This is a genomic window from Natrinema sp. CBA1119 (assembly GCF_002572525.1).
Lineage (GTDB): Archaea > Halobacteriota > Halobacteria > Halobacteriales > Natrialbaceae > Natrinema.
Map to the genome: position 1 here is coordinate 1 of NZ_PDBS01000005.1, position 20,447 is coordinate 20,447.

At 54.4% G+C, this 20,447-nt stretch carries 16 protein-coding genes and 1 pseudogene; 12 read left to right on the forward strand and 5 right to left on the reverse strand.

All coding sequences use genetic code 11. The annotated features are described in order from the left end of the window. The first annotated feature begins 423 nt into the window (after window positions 1-423). From CP556_RS21650 to CP556_RS21660, 3 genes are all read left to right on the forward strand, one after another. Entirely contained in the window at window positions 424-723 is a 300-nt protein-coding gene (locus CP556_RS21650) for a toxin-antitoxin system TumE family protein (RefSeq protein WP_098727754.1), read from the forward strand. A gap of 6 nt (window positions 724-729) precedes the next feature. Continuing rightward, window positions 730-1,251 (forward strand): HVO_A0114 family putative DNA-binding protein, encoded by a 522-nt coding sequence (locus tag CP556_RS21655; RefSeq protein WP_098727755.1) that lies wholly within the window; start codon window positions 730-732, stop codon window positions 1,249-1,251. A 92-nt stretch (window positions 1,252-1,343) separates the two neighbouring features. Further along, the gene (locus CP556_RS21660) at window positions 1,344-1,757 is read left to right on the forward strand and encodes a DUF8161 domain-containing protein (protein WP_098727756.1); all 414 of its coding nucleotides are present in this window, start codon (window positions 1,344-1,346) and stop codon (window positions 1,755-1,757) included. A 146-nt stretch (window positions 1,758-1,903) separates the two neighbouring features. On the opposite strand, the gene CP556_RS21665 is transcribed toward CP556_RS21660, so the two are convergent. Together CP556_RS21665 and CP556_RS21670 are read right to left on the reverse strand one after the other, a co-directional pair. Then, window positions 1,904-2,224, reverse strand: coding sequence for a hypothetical protein (locus CP556_RS21665; RefSeq protein ID WP_218011998.1), 321 nt, complete (start codon window positions 2,222-2,224; stop codon window positions 1,904-1,906). Between the two features lie 26 nt (window positions 2,225-2,250). Continuing rightward, window positions 2,251-3,180 (reverse strand): hypothetical protein, encoded by a 930-nt coding sequence (locus CP556_RS21670; protein ID WP_098727758.1) that lies wholly within the window; start codon window positions 3,178-3,180, stop codon window positions 2,251-2,253. A 261-nt stretch (window positions 3,181-3,441) separates the two neighbouring features. Between CP556_RS21670 and CP556_RS21675 the strand changes: the two genes are divergently transcribed. Further along, window positions 3,442-4,938 (forward strand): lipopolysaccharide biosynthesis protein, encoded by a 1,497-nt coding sequence (locus tag CP556_RS21675; protein ID WP_098727759.1) that lies wholly within the window; start codon window positions 3,442-3,444, stop codon window positions 4,936-4,938. A 79-nt stretch (window positions 4,939-5,017) separates the two neighbouring features. Here the strand turns inward: CP556_RS21675 and CP556_RS21680 are convergent, their stop codons facing one another. Further along, window positions 5,018-5,683, reverse strand: a complete 666-nt coding sequence (locus CP556_RS21680) for a class I SAM-dependent methyltransferase (protein WP_176548294.1) — start codon at window positions 5,681-5,683, stop codon at window positions 5,018-5,020. 53 nt (window positions 5,684-5,736) lie between these two features. Beyond that, on the reverse strand, window positions 5,737-6,015 hold the full coding sequence (locus CP556_RS21685) for an oligosaccharide flippase family protein (RefSeq protein ID WP_255291565.1): 279 nt from the start codon (window positions 6,013-6,015) through the stop codon (window positions 5,737-5,739). A gap of 242 nt (window positions 6,016-6,257) precedes the next feature. Here CP556_RS21685 and CP556_RS21690 point away from each other — a divergent pair, with 242 nt between their 5' ends. The 8 genes and pseudogenes from CP556_RS21690 (at window position 6,258) to CP556_RS21730 (ending at window position 18,935) form a co-directional block, all read left to right on the forward strand. Beyond that, window positions 6,258-7,058 carry an aldo/keto reductase gene (locus tag CP556_RS21690; protein ID WP_141551740.1) on the forward strand — a complete coding sequence of 267 codons (801 nt, stop codon included), beginning with the start codon at window positions 6,258-6,260 and terminating at the stop codon, window positions 7,056-7,058. 180 nt (window positions 7,059-7,238) lie between these two features. Then, window positions 7,239-8,423 (forward strand): glycosyltransferase, encoded by a 1,185-nt coding sequence (locus tag CP556_RS21695; RefSeq protein WP_176548295.1) that lies wholly within the window; start codon window positions 7,239-7,241, stop codon window positions 8,421-8,423. 36 nt (window positions 8,424-8,459) lie between these two features. Beyond that, window positions 8,460-8,641, forward strand: a pseudogene (locus CP556_RS21700) (IS6 family transposase); the annotation flags it as partial. Window positions 8,642-8,762: 121 nt separating this feature from the next. Next, entirely contained in the window at window positions 8,763-9,599 is an 837-nt protein-coding gene (locus CP556_RS21705) for a glycosyltransferase domain-containing protein (protein WP_098727763.1), read from the forward strand. 293 nt (window positions 9,600-9,892) lie between these two features. Beyond that, window positions 9,893-10,741 carry a hypothetical protein gene (locus CP556_RS21710; RefSeq protein ID WP_098727764.1) on the forward strand — a complete coding sequence of 283 codons (849 nt, stop codon included), beginning with the start codon at window positions 9,893-9,895 and terminating at the stop codon, window positions 10,739-10,741. Between the two features lie 1,055 nt (window positions 10,742-11,796). Continuing rightward, window positions 11,797-16,971 (forward strand): hypothetical protein, encoded by a 5,175-nt coding sequence (locus CP556_RS26230; protein ID WP_176548296.1) that lies wholly within the window; start codon window positions 11,797-11,799, stop codon window positions 16,969-16,971. Between the two features lie 508 nt (window positions 16,972-17,479). Further along, window positions 17,480-18,178, forward strand: coding sequence for a tyrosine-type recombinase/integrase (locus CP556_RS21725; protein ID WP_098727766.1), 699 nt, complete (start codon window positions 17,480-17,482; stop codon window positions 18,176-18,178). Next, window positions 18,165-18,935, forward strand: coding sequence for a site-specific integrase (locus CP556_RS21730; RefSeq protein ID WP_176548297.1), 771 nt, complete (start codon window positions 18,165-18,167; stop codon window positions 18,933-18,935). Before CP556_RS21725 ends, CP556_RS21730 begins: the two co-directional genes overlap by 14 nt. Window positions 18,936-19,311: 376 nt before the next feature. On the opposite strand, the gene CP556_RS27390 is transcribed toward CP556_RS21730, so the two are convergent. Beyond that, window positions 19,312-20,052: a site-specific integrase gene (locus CP556_RS27390; protein ID WP_098727768.1), complete on the reverse strand. Its 741-nt coding sequence runs from the start codon at window positions 20,050-20,052 to the stop codon at window positions 19,312-19,314. Between the last annotated feature and the right edge of the window lie 395 nt (window positions 20,053-20,447).

Genomic DNA, 20,447 nt, shown 5'->3' on the forward strand with positions numbered 1-20,447 from the left:
ACGATTCGTGGTCACCTGACGGCAAGGTGGTGTCGGAAACCACTTCTCTTTACTGGTCTAAAGAGAAGTGACTCACCACACCCTATTTCGAGTCAAAACCGCAAGGCGGCGTGGTGTTCGACCTTCCCATAAATCACAGACCGCTATACCGAAAGTTGGGGTTATTTCGCCAGGCAGTTAACCTTAAGATTATTCTTAAAGTTAGTCAAAGGGTGGTGGCGGTAGCCTCGTGTGATATTAACCAACATCAGCAGCAGAAGATATACCCTGGGCGTTGGTTAAAGCAAAGGTCCAGCCTGCCGACTTCCCGTCGTTAGAGGTGTGGAGTCCCCGAGATCGAGATGTGAGATCCTATGTTGGCCCTTGACACCAACGAAAAGCCTTATTGTATGTTGGCGTGTTGTACCAACATAGGTGGCATAGATGGGATCGACGGTCATCTACGAGGATCAAGATACGTTCGACGACGGTACCCGATACGAGATGATCGCCACCGCCATCCCAAAAAGCGACGACTACCCCGAAGGAGTCAAGTACCGATTCCAGTACATGGCAGAAGACGGTAGCACGCTACTTCGGTTCGACAACTATCCGAACCATCCCGGGGTAGACCGCCACCACTACCACACGCCTACCGGTGTCTACGACGACATTGAGTACACCGGCCTCAAAGCCCACGTCCAGCAGTTCTACAACAAGATGGACGACCGCCGCGAGAGGTGACCAACCATGCCCGACCAACCCAACACACCCGACGACACCGACGATGCCAACAGCACCGACTCTGGGACCGAGGAGATCGTGATGGACGACATCGAAGCCGAGGCAGGCTTCCTCGAAGACCGCGACCCTGAGGACTACCCCTCGGTGCTCCGGATCACGTCCGACTCTGAACAGGCGCACCGCCAGGACGCGCTCGACCGCCTCGACCGCTGGCAGGCGGGTGAGGAGATCCCGCACGTCATCAACTTCCAGAACCCGAGTGATCTCAGAGCATTGCTCACTGACCGTCGCGTCGAACTCCTTCGGAGTATCATGACCGAGCGCCCGGACAGTATCCGCCAGCTGGCCGAACGCCTAGACCGCGATGTCAAGAGCATTCACGACGACCTTCAGGTCCTCACTGACTACGACATCGTCCACTTCGAACAGGCTGGCCGGGCGAAGCGCCCGTTCGTCCCCTTCGACACCATTGAAGTCAGTCTCGAAATTTCGACACCGCGCCCAGCTGATGATGCTGCACCGGCCTGAACTATCGTCAGTACCGTCGCAGTCGAATCTACCGCGCCGAGGCTGTCGGCCCTATGCGAAGAAAGCGAACGAATGAACTTACAGACCCAACGATGACTGAGAACGTTGATCCTGATGACCCGCGACCTGAAGGACACTACTATATCGCTCGGGACGCCGAGTGGCATTACGTAAACGACGACCTTGCTGAGACGATCTCTTTGGGCCCGGCGACGGACGGCGAGCCGGGCGACGATTGGGTGCTCTCGTTTACGCCTGAAGCCGCGACTCCGGATGACCGCGAGCGCGTTTGCGTTCGGCTGACACCATGGGCGCTCCACGAACTGTACATCGAGAGCAAGAACCTGTCACCTGATGCCCGTCAGGCTGGTCATAGCGCCGAGTGTGGCCTCTGTGGAGAGCAGGTCCCGCTCGACCAGGCGTGGCCAGACAACCGAAAGGAACCGTGTCACCCAGAGTGTTACGCCGACGCATTCGGCGCACCACCGTGGTACGATGGCCGCTGATCAGGGATGCATCTTTAGTGCGGTTTGGCTACGATTTTACCGTCTGTGACCCACCCTGTGGCGCTGTGGGCCAAGTTTAAGATTAATATTAGGCTTAGGCAGGAGTCCGAGGTCGGAGCAGCTCCCCTACGACGCACCGGTGAGCGTTAGAATTCGCGCTCGATCTCTAACTTCCGCATGGCCTTCTCAAACACCTCTGGATGGCGATGAGCCAATTTCTCTAAATGGTCACGGATTGACTGCGCAGGGTTTGCTTCGACTTCGTCAGCATTCTGAAGCTCCTGATAGAAGGCATGCATTTCCGTCGTCACTGCAATCCCGACAGTCTTCTCCTTTGGCGCGGACCCGCTGTTGAGCGCGTCCAAGTACTGCTCGGGATCGAACCCATCGTTACTCTCACCAGAACGAGTTGCTTCCTGGTCTTCCTCTGCTGCGTCGAACGCGTCTGTCATCGGGTTATCGCTCATAGTTAATCTTAAGCTTAGTATTATTCTTAGGCGTAGTCTTCAATCGTTTCGTCAGTGATTTCGATTCCTTCGTCAGCAGCGAATTGCCGCGCCCCAGCTCGATACGCATGATAACACTGCTGGCGAACCGACCGCGGCGTTCCATCTGACCGGTCAACAATCGTCTGAATCGCAGACGCAGTGTACGGGTCTGACAGGTACCCGTCAGTGTACTCCTCGTCACGAGCCCATGCTAACCACCGGGCGATCAACTCTTCCGTCTCCTCGAACCCGAATCGTTCCAACGACCGGTTCTTCGCCACCAACCGAGACGACAAGGTCTCCCGGAGTTCATCAATCCGATCCGCTGCGGTCGGAGTTCCAAACAGGAACAAGATGAACACGGGTTCGCTCTCACCGAGGTCTCCGATGCTCTGTAATCCGGCTAACAGCTGCTCGAACGTACGCGTATTCCGTGCTGCGTCTTCGAGTTGGTCAACCTGGACGATACACGTCAGCCCAGTCTCCTCTAACTGATCAGCAACGTCTTCAACGACTTGCCGAACCTCATCCGTTGGATGCGGATACGTCTCCGGCACATCGAGCGCCTCGTACTTCGACAGTTCATCCAAGAGCCGGGTGTACAACCGTCGCGTCGTGATGCTTTCGACCTCGCGGATTCGAGCGATAGCGAACTCGTCGCTGCGGGGCCCATCACTCAGAGCGTCGTACACGAGCTCTCGGAAGTGCGTCTTCCCCGCCCCTCGTTTGTCGATCACCGAAATGTGCCCAGCACGCGTCAGTATGTGCGAGGCAACCTCTTGGAGAAGATCTTCGTTGACCCGGACGGCAACGCGCGCGTCGGGAAGCGATTCCGCAGCGAACGGTGTTCGACCCTCAACGAGGCCCAACTGCTCACCGTACCGAGCATGAGCAGCCTCGGCATCGTCGAGCGCCGCGGTGAACTGATCCGACATAACACACGCGGGTTGACGTTATCCCTAACCTTAAGATTAAGTCAAATATAGATGGCGGATCTGGCAAGACTGGCTTCTCCATATATCACCAAGTTGGGGTGATTTCTAGTTGAAACTCTGAGACCCCTCGTACAGGTTTGCCATTCATCCCGAACTGATGATCAGTAACTCTGTTTTCGCCTGCGATGATTCTTTTAGTGAGACCGCTTACGAAAAGGCAAACGAGGATTATTTGATGGTGAGTGAATAACGCTGAGATCAGTGATTGAACGCCTTCGGATTGTTTATGAGCGTCTTACTGCGGGCGGGTCAACAGCGGAAAAAGCCCTACAGAGTGGTATCTGGGTGGCTGGAATCAATGTTACTGACCGTATCTTGCAACTCCTGAAGGTCATTATTCTCGCTCGATTGCTTTCACCGGCGGCATTCGGTCTCCTCGGAATCGCGCTGCTTGTAATTGCGGCACTCCGGCAGTTCTCAAAACTCGGTTTTGACGAGGCATTAATACAGCACCAAGACGACGATGTAGACGCCTACCTCAACACTGCTTGGGTAATGAAGATCGTCCGTGGGTTCGGAATCGCGGTCGTAGCGTTTCTCGCAGCCCCGTACCTCGCGGTATTTTTTAGTGAACCGCAAGCAGAGCCGGTCATCCGTGTCGTTGGTGTCACTCCGTTTATTTTAAGTTTACAGAACCCAGGTGTGATGTACTTCGAAAAGAACCTCAATTTCCACAAGGAGTTCGTATATCAGGTCGGTGGTCGATTGGTAGATCTTGTTGTCGCTGTCGTTCTTGCACTTACTTTCCGCAGCGTTTGGGCTCTTGTGGCCGGCATTGTAGCGATGAATTTCGTGAAGTTTATTCTCTCTTATGCGATTCACGAATACCGCCCCAACATTGAGTTCAATCTCGCATATGGAAAAGAAATGTTTGGCTTTGGGAAGTGGTTGCTTGTGTCGGCAATCCTTTCTTTCCTCTACGGACAGGGAGACGATGCGTTCGTTGGCTGGTTCTTTGCGGCGAGTTCGCTTGGTGTCTACCAATTGGCATATCGGTTCTCAAACGCTCCTGCAACTGAGGTCACACACGTTATTTCACGCGTAGCGTTTCCGACAATGTCGAGGGTTCAGAATGATACCGAGAAACTTCGTGAGGGGTTCCGTAGGGCTGTCCAGCTATCAACAACGGTGGCTTTTCCGATGGCAGCTGGTATTGCTGCCGTTGCACCCCAGTTTGTTCCTGTAGTTCTTGGCGATCAATGGAGGTCGGGAATCCCAGTGATACAAGTCTTAGCAGTATATGGTGGAATCCGTGCATTCGGGGCGAATGTCGGAGCCGTTTATAACTCAACAGGGCGACCAGATATTGGAGCAAAAATACAGGCTCTACAAGCCATCGCGTTAGCAGCCGTAATATATCCTGCTGCAGAGTGGTTTGGGCTCATGGGTGTTTCATTTGCTGTCGTAATAAGTTTAATTCTGCCACTCCCAATTTCTCTCCACTATGTTTTGTCGATCACTCAACTACGCGCTATTGAGTTAGTTAAGTTGATCATGTTCCCATTAATGAGTAGCATCGTAATGGCTGGCAGTGTCATAGCATTAAACGTCTACATTCTGACGGGTGAGAGCGTTTTTGCTTTCACGCTACTCATTGCCACAGGGTGTATGGTTTATTTCGCTCTGATGTACATTTTCGAGCATTTATTCAATGCCGAATTCATTCAACTGTACCGTATAGTGAAGCAGGGGATATGATGAGATCGATTCTATGACACCTCTCAACAACCTCTACTTGGGAAACAAAGTTCTATAACATCCACGGACTGGCAGACAATTAAGAATTGATTTTTTCTAATGCGAAACTTCTGTATCCGTCTGTTTCAAGTGACAAGTGTGAAATCTGCCAATTTTCCTGTATACAGAACTCGTGAACAGCAGAAATAACACCGTAGGGGACACCCTTTGAGACATTGCCTACACAGTAATCGTGGCCTGCGATAACTCCATCTTCCTTCACTTTCCTCTGTGACACATAGAGTTCCTTTGATGTTTGTTCATATGAGTGTGTTGTGTCAATATACACCAGGTCAAAGAAGTCGTCTTCAAATTCACTCAATGCTATCTCCGACCGTTCTCTCACTATCGAAACTTCCGCGAGATCGTCAAATTTTTTCTTCACCTTCCTCATTTCTTCCTCTCCATATCTTTCTGTCTCCCATACATCAACAAGGAAAAGTGATTCGGGCTCCGTTATAGACAGAATTTGTTCTGAGAAGTTACCTTCATCCACCCCAAGTTCTGCGACTTTGCCTTCTGTAGGAAGGGTTGTTAGCATCTCTTCCCTACTCGGATGTATTGATACATTTCTTATATGTTTATCCGGGAGAGTTTCGGGAACAGACTGCATATAATCTATAGTTTTTATAGATTCATTTTCTGGAATCACCGTACGATATATTCCTTTCAATAGCGGGTGAAGGCGACCCGGTGTAATTTCCATTATTTTACTCTTGTATTCATCTTGGGACAGCATTCTTGGTTCTTATAACCTGCTCACCCATCTTCACATCTCCGGTTGCTATGCAGTCTCAACGCTTCATCAAAACCGAGCTTCGAGAACTGCCGAAGTGCCGCAATCGCAAGCAGCGCGATTCCGAGAAGGCCGAATGCCGCCGGTGAAAGCAATCGAGCGAGAATAACGATCTTCAAGAGTTGTAAGATACGGTCAGCGACATTGATTCCAGCTACCCAGATACCGCTCTGTATAGCTTGGTCTGCTGTTGACCCGCCCGCAGTAAGACGTTGGTAAACAGTTCGCAGTAGTTCAAGCACTCATAGCAGCGTTCTTTCTCAGTTATCAAATAAGCCTCGTTTGGCAATCTACTACCGGGATAGGGGCATTCCGTGAACCACTACTGGGCGACGACTTATATCTTAAATCGGAGAGTTCTGAGGGCTTGTTCTGTGTCTGGTCTCAGGCCATTGACACCGACGCCGAGGCCATTGACACCGACGCCGAGGCCATTGACACCGACGCCGAGGCCATTGACACCGACGCCGATTAGTAGAGTCGTGTGGAATTGATTGTTATGGGCATCGTTGGATTTGGCACGGGGCGGCTACGGACAGACATGGCGTACAATGCCATCAGAGCGGCCCTGAAGACGGGCTACAGATTTTTCGACACCGCTCCGATATATGATACAGAACCAATGTTGGCGGATGCCATCAAAGATGTGGACGTCAACCGCTCTGACCTATTCATTGGAACGAAAGTTGAAAGCCAGCATCTCAAGCCAGATAACATCCGTAGACAAATCGATCAGAGTCTGAAGGCGCTGGAAACCGACTACGTTGACCTACTGTACGTCCACTGGCCTGCCCACACCTACGACCCCGAGCGGACCTTCAAGACTTTCGAACAGCTCAGAGACGCCGGAATTGTTCAGTCTGTAGGGATATGTAACGTTACCACAGATATCCTAGAAGAAGCCGTTGAGTCCTCCCCGACGTCGATTGATTACGTCCAAATTGAATTCCACCCGTACCTGTATCAACATGACATCCTTGAGGCCGCTCGGGAACACGGTGCAAAGGTGGTCGCCGCATCACCCTTCGCACAAGGATGTGTCCTCAACGACCCGGTTGTAGAAGGACTCGCTGAAAAAAAAGATATCTCCCCCGCGATGGTCGTCCTGGCCTGGTGCCAGGCTCACGGAACTGTTCCAATCCCGTGTTCTTCAAGATCAAAACACATTTACGAGAACTTTCGCGCCGCCGAAGTCAATCTCACCCCTGCCGAAGTCAAGCGCATAGATGATCTTGACGCTGGCGAACGGTTCACTGACTACGAATTTGCACCCTGGAATGGCTGATAGTAGTTATATGCTCAACCTAGCGATGTTGGAATCAAAACCGCGGACACTGGCCTGTCATTTCATAGTGATATTGAATGCGGTTAAGAAGTATACACATGATAGCAGCTGACAGCATTAACGCGCTAATTTCAAGTTCCCTCATACTGTGTTCAAAAATGTATTATGAAAATAGCTCATATGACAGAAACATTCCCAAAACTTTCTACAACTTTCATTGTTAACCAACTTACCGGTCTTATTGATAATGGCCACGATGTTCAAGTTTACGGCACTCAACCGGGTGAAAACTTCCACCATGATGTGATTGACGAATACAACCTACAAGATAAAGTGAGCTACTACACCAAGCCGCGAAGCTATCCCGAGGGATTCAAGTTACTTGTTACTTCAATTCCTGAACTCCTTATTGGTGGAGTAAGTCCCTCGAGAATATTCTCCACCTGTCGACACGGGAAGTATATGCCCGAAGAACTCAGTATAATGCGCAACGTCCTCAGACACCGAGACGGTACTGACGTATTTCATGCACATTTTGGCCCCGTTGGCAATCGCTTTTTATCCTCACAACCGTTGATGGAAAGTCCACTGATTGTTTCTTTTTATGGTCGTGATGCTAGTGTAGTTCCCCGCTCAAACCCGAGGGTTTACGACACCCTGTTTGAGAAAGTAGATGCTCTAACGTGTTTGAGTGAAGATATGAGAGGGGATCTCACAGATATTGGTGCACCACCTGAAAAAATATACAAGGTGCCAGTATGTATAGACACAGATAATTTTGAATACAAGGAACGACGATTAGGACCTGACGAACAACTTAATATTTTGACTGTAGCTAGGTTTGTTGAGAAGAAAGGGCTGCAGTATGCCATTGAAGCAGTTGCTAACTTGGACGTAGACAGGAAAATATCGTATACTATTGCGGGCGATGGACAGCGCCGAGAACAGCTGGAAGAACTTATTGAAGAATTGGACGTGAGTGACCGAATCGAACTTCTTGGCTGGCAAACTATGGAAGAGATTACACAATTAATGATGGACGCCCATCTGTTCCTTCTACCCAGTGTTACGGCTAAAAATGGTGACAAAGAAGGAACGCCTACGGTATTACTTGAGGCTCAGGCAGCCGGACTCCCTATTGTTTCGACAACGCATGCTGGGATTCCCGAAATAGTTGACGACGGCGATGCGGGCATTCTCGTTCCCGAACGTGATGCCATGGCAATCACAGATGCGCTGAGAGAACTCATTGAGCATTCGGAGCGTTGGCCCGAAATGGGTCGTGCAGGTGAGAAATATATTGAGACCCACCACTCTGTTGAAGTCGTTGTTGATGAACTACTTGATCTCTATCAAGCACTATAACGTGGAGTCAAGAAATTGAATTCGGGCCAAGCTAGGTGTCACCAACATGGCATCGGTTTCAAATACGAGAACATTGGAAATCGGAAGGCTGTCGAACGTGTCTTCAGAGAAGTAAAACGACGGACGATCAGTTCCTTGAACTGTTTCAGCGGGCCGAAGCAGAGACAGCCTATGATTGGCTTCGGTCATTCAGATTCGCATGGAATCAGCTTATCTGAACACGTATACAAGTGTGGCGAATGATTTATAGCCTATCTCTAAGAATAGAGAACAACTGCGGTACCGAATCAATGTTAATATGTATACTGAATACTACGTATGTATTCTAAGTATTAAACAATGAGCGGAGATATCGTTGTTTATACAGCTGTTTTTAATGACTATGACGTGCTTCTACAACCAGAGGTAACGCCTAGTAATGTTGATTTCATATGTTTTACTGATGAGAAAGACATCGCAAAAGGGGTTTGGGAACCCCATCTTATCAATGAGTATGAGATCTCGCCAAAGCTAATGAGTGGAAAAGTGAAAACTCTTCCTCATCAATTCTTTTCAGAGTATGATTATAGTGTCTGGGTTGACGGAAACATCCATATTATCGGAGATATTCGAAAAGTACTCAAAGAATGTTTACAAGATCAAGAGTCGAATATGGCTGTTCCTTCACATCCTAGACGGAGTTGTATATATGATGAAGCTGAGGCTTGTATTAGACTAGACAAAGCCGATCCAGAGAGAATCCGTGCACAAATGAAGCGATATCGGAATCTAGGATTTCCAGAGGAGTATGGGCTGAGTGAAACGAGAATTCTACTGCGGAAACACAACGAAGAAGAGGTTGTTGAGGCTATGGGAACGTGGTGGAAAGAATACAAGAAGGGCGCTGAACGTGATCAACTCAGCTTTGAGTTTGCCGCTTGGAAATGTGATTTTGAATATAAGAACTGGGTCGTGGACTATGAAAATTCAGAGTATTTTCGATTGTATCCTCATAAGATATCTAATGAACGCTTTGGAGATGTCTGGGAGTTATTATTACGAACTCAAGCAAAGCGATCAGGTACTTCGGCAAGGTTGTTAGAATTATCCCGAGGTGCTTTGGGTATATATGCAGACGAGGGATTGATTCCACTTTTAAGAAAGGCTTCCGACTTCCTGTGGAAAAATAAGCGGTAAATCGACGGTATTCAGGTGAAGATGAAGGATGAGAGGGCGCTTGTGTTTGAATGCCTATATAAAAACAACCCCTCAACAGCTGTTTGGAAAGAGTTGTATCCTCAAAACTAGACTCAAACGCTGAATCAGCGTCCAACCTCACCGTCCTTTCCTGCTAACGATCAATTTTGCAAGCGCTTTTTATGACGTGTATGGTAATCACACCTACCAGTCCCTGCGTATCTGCCCGTTTCAGTATGAGAAGCGGGCCGGTGCTAAGGACACCGACCCAGGGGCTGTCGAGAGGACAACCCATGCAAATCAACGCTGCTGACACAAATGAATCATTCGAACTGACGCATAGCACCGGACGTGATGCTGAGGCTGACCTGCTTGATACGCAGGTCCGCGGTGTCCACGTTCTTGAGGCAATCGAACAGAACGACGAGTTGCGTGACCGACCCGTCCAAGTTCTCTGCCCGAACTGTGGTGGGGAAGTCGAGCAGTACGAAGACGGGCTCCCGTCGTACGTGTCGTGGTTCAAGTCGCGGTGTTCGGACTGCGAGGTCGAACTGCGGCGGTGGAGCGCAGTCGCAGTCGATGCCGCGTACACTGAGATGGTGACGCCGTCAGAGCTGGTTGAACTCGTCCAAGCGTACTGGGATCGGCACCTATGGGACGGGATTCAGACTGCTGAGAACTGTCCCCGGACGCGTGAGTTCACCGAGGCGTACTCGAAGCGAGCGCAGGAGTACGGCTGGGAGTGGAGCCCGACATGTCCCCTGTGTCGACGGACGCTCGACGAACTCGGGATCAGCTGGTTGGACTACCATCATTGGCAGAAAGAGCCTGATGTCGGGATCTGCCTCTGTCGAAACTGTCACGACGACATCAACGGTGGGGACTGCGACACGAACGTGGACTGGCAGGCACGGAAGCTCGGGTTGAAGAACAAACACGACTTGCAGATCCTCAGGCTAGCTGCCCGGGAGCACTTGGTCGAGCCTGCGGCCTCGCTCGGTGCGTTCGCTGCCCGGCTCGTCGAACGGTATAATCTCATCCAGACCCCCGAGGCCGTTCGAACGATCATCGACCAGGCTCGGGAAAGCGACGAGGTGCAGTCCGTGATTGACCACGAACTCCCCGACTGTTCCACCCGATGATGTCGGGATTCACCGTCGAGTATTCGCCTGCGTACCGTCCTCGTCGTAGGATTCGATACGAACCGCACGACGACGGGGATGGGTACTGGCGGATCATCGAAGAGTGGGACGGCGACAGGTGGTGTGTCGAACGGCGAGAAACGATCACCGATGTCGCGTACGAGATTGATGCCGACCGGCTCTACTCTGAACCGGTAGGGTAATGCAACGTCTGACGTGCGGCAGACAAGTCTCTAAGAATGGGTGGTCAGGATTACTTACCTTTTTAACGCGCAGGTGGTTACGATTACGTACCACAAACTAGGCGATGCAACGCGCCTGAGAAACCACAGGTGCCCGGTCGAGGAGTCTGGTTTGGCAGCCCGCTCCTCGAACGGGTGTCCGTACCTGTGGTTTCTCGGCCCGGGAGCAAAAGTATTGCCCTTTCGTTAGGGCCACCTCTGCGCAACGGGCTGGCGTCAGTTGGCGTCGGGTGCAGGACACAGGTGAGTCATGAGTACACGCAAGCCCGACCCCGACGAGCAGACGTATTATCGACCCTCGCAAGCCGTGGAGATTGGCTACGAGAGCGAGGTGAAGACAGTAACCAACTTTACAAGCCTTTATGAGGATTCGTTCAGAATTCCGAGGCGACGCACACGCCAAGCTAAGGGAAACGTAACCGCACCGAGAAACCGAGAGAGTTGGACACCTCTGGTTTCTCGGGCAACTGAATTAAAGCTTGCCCTCTCGGCCAGCGGCAGCGCTGTCGGTCAGGCCCAGGGCAGCTGTCCCGCGCAACGAGTGTGTGCAGACAGCGTAGCCATGATTGCATTTGCCCACTTCGAGAGACCTCATCTCGGGGACCCAATCGCCCGCTCCGGCAGGGAAGCAGACAGTTCTACCCCTCTATCCGGCGCAGAGGGCGTACAGTCCCCACCGAGCCGTATCGTTTCGCCTACTGACGCCAGTTGGCCTCTTGCTGCCGACCACGTACTGCATCCGTTCTTTCGCGGTGAACGACAGCCCGTACCTCGCCTCACCAGATCGGAAGCCTGCGACAGCGAGGTGATCCGATGACCGGCGGGTCATCGCTCGATTGGGGCGGGCTGTACGAGGATACCCGGAAGTACCTCGGCATAAGCGAGGGGGAACCCGTCCCGGTTGCAGAACTTCGACTGCAGGCTGAAGCACTCGGATACTTCGGTGGCGATCTTCCCGAGGGGCATCCGAAGAAAGATCATGAACGGAAGCAGTTTGCTGGCGAACTTCGGCGGCAGACCGAACTGGTGCGAACCGGCGATGGTGTGAAGCCAGCTGAGTCTGACTCAGCCGCGACGCCGACAGCAGCGGGAAGCGACGAAGCCACCCCAGAACCAGATGGAGAGAAGTCGGCTGTCGAAGAGCGGGCGCGGGAAGCGTTCCGCGTCGCCATCGAGTACTTCCATGGGCAGCTTGACCGGACGATCCGTCCGCATACCGACGACGGTGACTACCCGGACCGGCCTACCACGGCGCGTGAATACTTCACCGACGTTCGCGGGTGGGACGACGAGACGCTCGCAGCGAACCAGCTCGGGTATGCGCCTGCCGGGTCAGGGCTCCTCGACCGGATGATCCAGGAAGGGTTCGACCGGGAGACCCTCATCGCTACCGGGCTGTTCAACGACCGTCTCGACCCGCTGTGGAAAGGCCGGTACGTGCTTCCGTACTTCGACGGTGACGGCGAGCCGGTGTACGCGATTGCTCGGACGACCGGGACGAAAGGCGGTGGGGCAGCCGGGTACGACGGCCACCCGCGCGACCATCTGGCCGGGAAGTACGCGAAAGTCCGGCACACTGACGACCGGGTTCCGTTCGAGGAGCCGATCTGGGGCGAGCACACGCTTGAAGACGGAGAGCCCGTCATCGTCGCGGAAGGGATTGCGGACGCGATCACGGCGCATGAACGCGGGTATTCTGTTCTGTCCCCAGTGGCGAAAGAGTTCAAGCGGAAGCATTTCGGGCCGCTGCTCGACGTGTTGGCGGCGCACGATGTTCCAACGGTCTACGTCATCGCTGACAACGACCCGGTTGGCTTCGGTGAAGTCTCCGAATACGACGGTGACGCTGACCGGATTCGAGATGCTGTCACGATTCCGCCGACCGCGCCGGGGATCGGTGGAGCGCTCCGCACGGCAAGTTACCTCGAAGACCACGACGTGACGGTTCGGGTAGCGATGCCGCCTGCACAGCTCGGTACGAAGGCCGACCTCGACGAGTACTTGCAGGACTGGGCGGAGACGCCGGCGGCGCTGATACGGAGTGCCCGTCCGCCCGAAGCGTTCGCCGGATACGAGGCTGCAACGCGACAAACCCGTGACCGGGCAGCAACTGGCGACGCTGACTGGGACGACAATAAGAACGATGACGGCGACGCCGGGGGCGGGTACCGGTCGGCTCTCTGGGAACTCGATCTCGGAGATCTCCTGAACGCCAGTCAAGGTGATCGCGGGAAGAACCCGCTCGGCCACGTGGGCGACTCGGAGAACTACTTCGTCATTCGTGAAGGCGAGTCCGGCGACCTGGTCGCGCGTGACTACAAGCGCGATGTCGTGTATAACGCGCTCACGTACCTGCTGGTTGACGCCAGCGAACGGTCAGTTACCAGTCCTGAAGGCCATCTGTCTGACCGCGATGTCTGGGTTGCGTGGAAACAGGCCCGGGACCGCGGTGACCTGAAATCCGGGGACGCTGTTCCGTACCGAGCGTTGTTACACATCGTACGCGCGCGTGACCTCTGCGATGAACACCGAATTCCGGACTCGACCGATGACAGTCTCCCGGCAGCCGCGTATAACGCAGCGCTGGAGTATGTCGAAGAGACGGTTGGAGACCCTGGTCGAGAACCGGTCGAACCCGGCAGTCGGAACCATCCGGACGAAGTCGATCCGACAACGCTGGAGCTCACGCTCGATGCTGAAGTCGCCTGGCGGGCAGCCAGAACTGTCACACCTGACGATCTTGATGAAGACGCTGAACGCGAATTGAGTCTCCCGACGAGCGACGGGAGCTGGGTGTGTCCGGTCACAGGTGACGTGGTAGACATCGTCCGGGCGGTCGCGCTCGAAGAAAGGTTGATCGAGCAAGGTGACGAGCGACTCGTTGATGGCGTCTACGATGAAGCGTACAGAATCGCGCGAAACCGGTACGGTGCGCCGCTCCCGCAGTACGTATCGCAGGCGACGGCGACCGACAACTGGAACGTCATCCAGGGGGCTGTTTCGCAGCTAACTCATTACCATCTCTCCGAAGTCGAATCCGAAGTGACCGGCGACGGAAGCGGTGATCCCGATGTGGTCGCTGAACTCGATCCGTGCTGGGAAGAGTCGAACTCGGGACGACGCATCGTTGCCTTCCACAGCGGCGCGTTTTACTGCCGTGAACACGAGCGCGTCCTCGACCCGTTACGGTTCATCGCGCTTGAAGAAGGCCTGATCAATCACTGTGACGACTCGCTCACAGGCGAAGACTTCCGACAAGCGTACCACGTCGCCCGCGAACAACGCGGTGCGCCGCTTCCCGAATGGACTGTCGGAGATCCCGACCACATCCCGGTGCTTCCGCCAGCGGAAGACCTTCTCGGAGAGTTCACAACCGATACCAGCGCGCTCGATGAGGCCCGCAGTGATGTCGAGGCGCTGTACCGCGACCTCGCAGACGACCGTTCACAGGCGAATCTTCTCACCGCGCTCCCGGCGCTCGGGAAAACCACGTCGGTCGTGAAGAACGCGACCGACCACCCTGCTCTGTACCTCGGAGCACGGCACGAGTTAATGGATGAAGTCGCCGCGAAAGCTGAAGACTACGGGCTGTCTTGGATGCATCTCCCGATTTTCGCTGAAGACGGCGTTGATGAGATGGCTGTTCACGACGCTGTCCGGCTCGTCCGTGAAGAAGGGAAAGACATCCTGCAAGACCGGGATGAGCTTGTTGAACGCATCGATGTGGATCTTGAAGACGATGAAGATGCTGACGACAGCGAGGTTCATGTTGAGGGCGACGACGATGACATCGAGTTGGATCGCGGGAGTTGCCCGACAGCCAACGGCGAGCACGGCGATGCGTGGGCGCTTGCTGTTCACGCTGCGCGAGCGCTGGGTCATTCGCCTCAAGAGCTCCACACCCATGCGAAGGCGCTGTTCGGAGAGGACCTACCCTGTCAAGACGACGGGCATGACTGCCCGTATTCGCTGGCGTGGGAAGCGGTCACTGATCCGAAAGCGCCGAAGGACCTGCTGATCGGCCATTACGGCCATGGCCATGTCGCGGGCGCGCGTACCTACTACGAGCGCGAGAACGACCGGACTGAGTTGGAGCCGCGAGTCGTTGCTATCGACGAGTTCCCAGGCGGCGCGTTCGAAGAGCAGTTCGGTGAAGCCTTCCTCGATCACGCGACGTGGCTTGCGCGGTCGCTTCATTCCGACGTTGAAGACCGGCAGGATCTATTCGAACAGGATCTCTGGAACGACGACGCCGTCCGTGGATGGCTAACCGGGACTGTTACTGACGACATCCCGGCGTTCGAACAGGCGGCTACCCGACTCGATGCGCTTCACGATGCCCTGGAAGTCTTACACGCAGCAGAACGGTTCTTAGAGGCTCGTACCGAGACGGTTGCAGACCTCGGGCTGACAGACGCGTTAAAAGCGGTTACGCGGCTCCACCCGACGTGGGACGTAGACGCTGTCAGCGCTACCCGAGAACGACTGCAAACAGCCATCGACGACGCGAGACAGAACTCGAACGCCAACACGGCGGTAGTGGACGAAGTTGAAGAAGACGTTCTCACCGGGCTGACAGACTTGCTATTCCCGTTCCAAACGATAGACGACCAGCAGTTACTCGCGGAGACGCCACCAGCCTGCCTCAAAGGCGACCTCGCCAGCATGTTTGATCAGGCTGTGAACGCCTTCGAAGCCAACCGTGAGGGGGCGGCGGAACTCGTGCAGGCGACGCTGACCGCTGTTGAAGGCGGAGAAGATGGGTGTCGGGAACTCGCTATTCACGCCCGCGACGGATACGCTCACCCGAAAGCGTACCTGCTGCTGTACGGGACGATAGCTGACGATGACGCCGTGACGGAGCTAACCACCGACGCGTTCGGATTCGACCTCGATAGCGACAGCGGAACGAACGTGAAGCAGGTCCGTCTCGGACGGAACACGGTACTGGTTGATCGGAATCATCACGGCGCGCTGATCCATGAACCGCCAGAATTCACCGCTCGAAACGGACAGCGGAACTCAGTAATCGGTCTCGACGCAACAGGCCGTGAGCACCTGTGGGAACTCGCTATCGGGCAAAACGTTGAACGGCGCGATATTCACGAGACGCCGCGAGCACGCCGAGAGTTCCTACAGCAGACGCTGAACCTACAGGTTGTACAAACGACGCCGCATACGAAAACCTACGAGGGGAGTACGAAAGGTAAGAACTTCGACGGCGACATCGCCTTGGTTCGAGCCGTCGCAGAAGAGTACGGCGCAGGGCGGTTGCGACGGGATACCCTCACGTCAACGTCGAAACCCGGGGTGATCACTACGAAAGTCGTTCGGCAGGAAATCGAAGACGAGATCGAGGACGACATCAGCGCGATAGATCACTACGGGAACGTGACCGGGTCGAACGCTATGGGCGAGTTGAATCTCGGCGTCGTACTCGGGTGTCAGCACTTCGGAGACTACACCGTCGAAAAATGGGCAGCGCTCGCGGGGGAACAGGTGTCACGAACCGGACGCGGTGAAGCCCTCGACTACGGCTGCCCAACCGGGAATACGTACCTGAAGCATATGCGTCAGGACCAGACCTTGCAATCGATTTTGCGGTTCGGGCGTGACGAGGAAGGCGCAATCGTGTTCGCTCATACCGCAGCGCTGCATGAAGATCTCCCCGTCGTTGGAGACGGAGCTGTCGTGCGAGCGTTCTCTGAAAGCACGCAAGAAGTCGCCCGGGCCGCCCAGCAGTTCCGCGATCAAGAGTTCACCGTGAGCGATCTTGTCGACACAGTCGATTGCTCGCGCCGGACGGTGAGACGAGTTCTCGCAGAACTCAGTGAAATGGGATACCTAGAACGACACGACGCAGGTGAAGGGCTGGCTAACGAGTATCACACTATCGATGAGCCCGGCGTTGGAGACGTGGAGCTCCCGACAACCGATGCGCCTGGACCTCAACCCGGGGGGACGACCAACCCGGACAGGATACCTTAGAACAATATTATACGTGGTTTGTCCGGGTTCCCTCACCGCAAGACGAAGATAGGTCCCAACATGGAGTGGGAACAGCAACCCTTCCTGCTCCAGATGAGATCACAACTGGTCCGCCCCCCGGCTAGCAGTACTCACTGCCGCTTCAGCCGGGTACCGAGAGGCGGTGCGAACAGCGGTTGCTTTCTCGGTAGGTGCTTGAACGGCTACTTGCCACGATTTTAACCAACAGTGGGATTACGATTTCCCGTTGTTGGTTAAGGTTCTCTCGTTGCGGGTTTACTGGTTCTCGTTACCGCCTACTGGCGCGGGCCAGATGTGAAACTCTCGAACTACGATATGGTCGTGCTGTGAGTCCGCGTTGCAGACTGTGAATATGAAAAATAGCCATTTTCTATGAAGTCATGTATTCACTACATAGATACTACCGCTGAGAGCTTGAAATTCTCCAGTTAGCGGGGTAACTTTCCAACCATTTATTTAATTGCCCCTATGAAGTAACTTTGCTAACATGCCAGGAATGACCTACAACCCGCTCGGCCTCTCGGGCCAGCGGGACGAGAACGGTACGTTCAGAGCAGCACCGGACTCACAGTATATCCGGTTCCGTGAGACCGCGAAGGACGGCGATGTCCTTGATGAACTCATCGGCCTGACACTCACCTCGACCGGTATCCGAGCAGCAGCGATGGCTCACATGAAGCCGTCGTGGTGGCGTAACGGACCGAACGAGCGACCGCACCTTCAGATCCCCTACGGGGAGATATGCGAGCTCGGTTCGGGCAACGGGAGCGGCGGAGACACAAGCCGGGAAGGCGTCCCGTGTTTCCATTGCCGGAACCGGGCAGACAAACGGTGGGCCCCCGCCGGTGCGGATTTCACGCCGAAGTCCGAGGCAGGTGTCCGACCGATTCCGGTTCGGGATGACGACACGATCCACATCTTGAACAGTTACTTCGACCTCTACGAGAACGTCACGTCGCAAGGGACGATCACTAATCGAGTGAAAGGCATTGCCGACCGGGCGGGTTTCGAGCGACGGGTAGTTGCGCACGATCTCCGCGACACGTACGGTACGCTGCTGGCGAAGAAAGACTTCGGACCCCACAAGATCAAGACCCTGATGGGGCACGCGAACCTCGAAGAGGCGATCAAGTACATCAAACTCGCTGGAGAAGACGTGCAAGACGAATATGATGATAAGTGGTGACCCGCCTGAGGACCTCAGCGAACGTCAGCTGCTACTCTACCCAGGCGAGCAGTCACTCCCGCTCCTCGACGAAGGTATAGACGCGTTCAGGAAGGCCAGTCGAGAAGGCGACCACAAGGATCGCCTCATCGGAGAAGGGATGCTCTTGACCGGGCTGAAACCCGGGACGTTTGCCCATATGACTGAGGAGTGGTTGGAACGAGAAGGAGATCGGCTCTTCGTCCGGATTCCAGGCGATAAGGTCGAATGTGTCGTAAGTCCTGGACGTCGAGGTCGAACAACAAGTGGCGGCGGGTTGCCGTGTAAGGACTGTAAGCGGTTGAGAGATGGCTACTGGACGCTGAACGGGACGCTGCAACCACGGAGAGTTCCGGTACCGGAGCCTGGGTTTGCGCGCTTCATAGAGGCGTACTTTGCTACACACGACCGCGTCTGTACCCCTGGAACAGTGAATCATCGCTTGGGGAAGATCGGTGAACGGGCTGGCTTTGAGAAGACCGTCTCGGGGAGCAATCTTCGGATGACATTCGGGAAGATGCTGGCAGAGAAAGGTTTCAAGAGCGATGTCATCCGTCGTGTGATGGGTTTCCGAGATAATAACCAAGGCAAGGCAATGACCCAACGGTATTTCATTCTCTCAGAAAAACACGGGAACCCGGTCTATCACTGTGAAAAAGAAACGGTCTCCGGAGCCCCTTGCGAGCGCGAAGTTTTCTTCCCGGATCGGACGTGCTACCTTCATGACCATGAGTCGTAGTCGTTCGGTTGGAACGACTTCACGAAGGCCTGAAAACTGAGTTTACCAGCGTATAAGACCATCAGCGAGTGTCAACTATATATGAGGGAACGGCAAGCTAGGGCGATCAACGCCCCGCACGTTTGGATCGCACGACTCACCGGATCAGTCAGTGATTACACCGGATTTTGTAGCCGCCGAACAGCTCGACGCTGGGTCGAAGAACGTATCGAGACGGACAGCGACAACGCCGGCTGGACGATTGGTGAGTCAGTCGATACGTATCACGTCCCGGATCGCCCGGAAGTGGGACGCGTAGAACTTCTCGTCGTTAGTGATGCGACGGCGATTATACACCAAGACATATAAAACAAATAACTGTTCAGGCGATTTGCTTTCATTTGTTCTTCCAAGCACCGCTAAGAACATCGCTCACCGCTTCCGCTGTTTCCGACGCATCAATATGCGAGTAAGCATCGTGAGTCGTTCGGATAGACTCGTGACGCAACGCTGACTGCGCGAGCTCAGCCGATTCCCGGTAAAGCAAGTCCCCCAATCCTCGTCGAGCGCCGTGTGGTTTCAGATACCCGCCTTCAACATCGATTTCAGCCTGTTCACACAACCGTTTCATCAACGTTCGTGCCCCTCGAACTGTGATAGCAGGCGGCGATATATCGTGTTCGCGGAGAATCTCTTTCGGCGGTTGATCGTCTAAGAGCGATTCAGTTGCTGAGTCTTCCCATCCACGCTCTCGAAGTTCTCTTCGAATTGTTCTGTACAGCGACGGGACGTGTGCCGTCGGAAATACAGGCCAGTCGTTTGAAGCGGGCTGCTGCACGTCGTAGTGACGACGAAGATGGTCCTGGGCTTGAGACGGGAGCTGAGCGTACTCCCACTGTTGATTTTTCCCGAGGACGCGTAACGCTCCATTCTCCAAATCGACGCGTCCCCACCACAATCCCTGTCGCCCATCTCGGTCATCTTCGGTGTCACGACAGATTTCTGCGCCCCGCACACCAGTCGATGCCAATAGCGAGACCAACGCCCGGTTCCGGATGGGAATCGCTGCTGCGTCCATTCCCCGCCATTGAGGCTTCATCGATACGCTGGGATAGGTGTGCGAACAACGCTTGGACATCTTCGGGCGTCCAGAATTGCCGATCCGGTTCGGTCGTGTTTTCGGGGAGTTCTTTCGTAGCTCTCGTAGCCGCAGCAGGATTCGTGTCGATCAGCCCATCTTCAACAGCCCAACTGAGACAGGCTCGGACTGTCGCATAGTATGTGTTCGCAGTCGAGGCAGCGAACTCGCCATTCCGGACCCGCTTACGGAGTTCCTGCGCGTATGCCCGCATCACGCCGTCGTCGATCTGCTCTAATCGAGACCACCCTTGGGTTCAAGCCACGTAACCCACCGTCCAAGCGCTGCTGAGGCGAGTCCTCGGTAGTTCCCCCGCTTGCCCCTTAGCCTTCGCTTCCAGTAACGCTCTACAACCCGTCAATGCGGGCTTCGGACGTCTGTCCGGTCGTGTGGTC

Bases quoted from the DNA above. Each gene is read 5' to 3' on its own strand.
- CP556_RS21650 (WP_098727754.1), top strand. From the start codon at position 424: ATGGGATCGACGGTCATCTACGAGGATCAAGATACGTTCGACGACGGT.
- CP556_RS21655 (WP_098727755.1), top strand. From the start codon at position 730: ATGCCCGACCAACCCAACACACCCGACGACACCGACGATGCCAACAGC.
- CP556_RS21660 (WP_098727756.1), top strand. From the start codon at position 1,344: ATGACTGAGAACGTTGATCCTGATGACCCGCGACCTGAAGGACACTAC.
- CP556_RS21665 (WP_218011998.1), bottom strand. From the start codon at position 2,224: ATGAGCGATAACCCGATGACAGACGCGTTCGACGCAGCAGAGGAAGAC.
- CP556_RS21670 (WP_098727758.1), bottom strand. From the start codon at position 3,180: ATGTCGGATCAGTTCACCGCGGCGCTCGACGATGCCGAGGCTGCTCAT.
- CP556_RS21680 (WP_176548294.1), bottom strand. From the start codon at position 5,683: ATGGAAATTACACCGGGTCGCCTTCACCCGCTATTGAAAGGAATATAT.
- CP556_RS21695 (WP_176548295.1), top strand. From the start codon at position 7,239: ATGACAGAAACATTCCCAAAACTTTCTACAACTTTCATTGTTAACCAA.
- CP556_RS21705 (WP_098727763.1), top strand. From the start codon at position 8,763: ATGAGCGGAGATATCGTTGTTTATACAGCTGTTTTTAATGACTATGAC.
- CP556_RS21710 (WP_098727764.1), top strand. From the start codon at position 9,893: ATGCAAATCAACGCTGCTGACACAAATGAATCATTCGAACTGACGCAT.
- CP556_RS26230 (WP_176548296.1), top strand. From the start codon at position 11,797: ATGACCGGCGGGTCATCGCTCGATTGGGGCGGGCTGTACGAGGATACC.
- CP556_RS21725 (WP_098727766.1), top strand. From the start codon at position 17,480: ATGCCAGGAATGACCTACAACCCGCTCGGCCTCTCGGGCCAGCGGGAC.
- CP556_RS21730 (WP_176548297.1), top strand. From the start codon at position 18,165: ATGATAAGTGGTGACCCGCCTGAGGACCTCAGCGAACGTCAGCTGCTA.
- CP556_RS27390 (WP_098727768.1), bottom strand. From the start codon at position 20,052: ATGTCCAAGCGTTGTTCGCACACCTATCCCAGCGTATCGATGAAGCCT.